The following is a 1674-nucleotide window of genomic DNA, read 5'->3' as shown; positions in this document are numbered from 1 at the left end:
AGGGTGGTGTCGATGACGCCGTTCGAGCCGGTCGCGTCGGTCGCCGCGGTGCGGTAGATCCGGGTGATCTGGCCCGCCTTCGGCAGCATCGCCGGCTGCGTCGGGCCGGCGATGAGCTGCCCGTCGCGGGTTTTCACCGCGATCATGTAGTAGTAGAACTTGCGGTCCATCGGGTTGGTGTTGTCCGCCGCTGTCGGGACCGCCGTGGTGTCCTGGTAGCTGCGGGTCGCCGTGGACACCGGCGCGATCAGCGTCGTCGCCGACGGGGTGAAGTTCTGGAAGATGCTGCGGTGCACCTGGTACTCGACGATGTCCGAACCCGAGTACGCCGGCCAGTCGAGCACGGCACCGGTGGAGGTGATCGTGGTCGGTGGGTTCACCGCCACACCCGGCCGGCCGTAGGTGACGACCAGCTTCGGCAGGTTGAAGTCGCGGCGGTCGTTGTTGTACGCGTACTCGGACGCCTCGTAGATCGGGCCGCCGCGGCTCCTGGTCGCCTCGTCCAGGGCCTTGACCATGAGCCCGTGGTTCGGGTAGGTGCGGTTCACCCAGTCCTGCACCAGATTCCGCACCGGGAACGAGTTCCACACGCTCGACTTGGCGTACTTCTTCACCGCACCGGCCTTGGTGAACCGGACCGCGTCGGCGATGGCCGTCGTGCCCGGCACACCGTTGAGCACGACCTTGCCGGTGGTGCCCGCCGCGAACGGATGCGTCCCCAACGTCACCCACGCGCCCGCAGCCGTCGGGGTGCTCTGGTTGACGGGGTAGGTCTTCGACCCGCCGTTGTAATAGACGGTGTACGGGGCGTTGGTGGGCCGGTCCGACTCGCCCACGTAGTGCACCTCGACCTGGTAGTCACCCGCCTCAGTGATCGTCGGCACCCAGGTGTGGGTGTCCGAAGCGCTGGCACTGCCGTGGTAGCGGTAGTCCGCGTTGATCGCCTTCGGCGTCAACGTCGCGTTCCCCGAATACGGCCAGGAGCCGACCACCGACGTCCCGGAGTCCCCGTCGTCCTTGGTCACCACGTTGCCCGCCGGCGCGCCGGCGATCTTGCCGCTGACGGTGCCCCACGTCGCCGTGTCCTCGTCCCACGCCTCCAGAACCCGACGCACCTCCATCGGCACGTCGTACTGCCAGGCGGTGTGCGTCTGCGAGTAGTACAACTGCAACTGCGCGTCGTCGATCGGCGTGTTCTGCGGGATCGAGTCCAGGTTGAACTTCAGCAACGACCGCCACGCGCCACTGGACGTGGTGCCCACATGCAACGGCCACCTGACCTGGTCCTGCCCATAGGCGTGGTTCGGGTTGGCCGAGTAGATCTGGGTGTCCTGCCCGCCCAGCGTGCCGTCGGGCACCGGCTGGATCTTGATGGTCGGGTCGATGACCACCGGATACACCCGCGCCGGATCCGTCAACCACGCCGCGTCCGCCGACACGGTGACGGTGGTCTGCCCGTACACCTGCTGCACCCGCTGGGTGACCTTGTCCGACCACACCTTGCCCAGCGGCGAGGCCTTGTCGTCCTTCGAGTCGTACATGAACGGCGCCGGCATCACGAACACCGGCTCACCGCCACTCGCACGGACGAACGCGATCGACCCGTCCGCCCGCTGCCGCGCGGTCAGACCGGCGGCGTCCAGGGTGAACGTGTACGACACCGGCCCAACCGGC

General features: G+C 67.8%; 1 protein-coding gene. It reads right to left on the bottom strand.

Annotated elements, in window-relative coordinates:
- A partial coding sequence (locus ABZ783_RS37385) for a DNRLRE domain-containing protein (RefSeq protein ID WP_357447969.1) occupies window positions 1-1661 on the bottom strand: 1661 nt, incomplete at its 3' end.
- Window positions 1662-1674: the final 13 nt, after the last annotated feature.

It is taken from the genome of Micromonospora sp. NPDC047738 (genome assembly GCF_040642675.1).
Classification (GTDB): Bacteria; Actinomycetota; Actinomycetes; order Mycobacteriales; family Micromonosporaceae; genus Micromonospora.
This window is presented reverse-complemented; position numbering and strand designations above follow the sequence as displayed.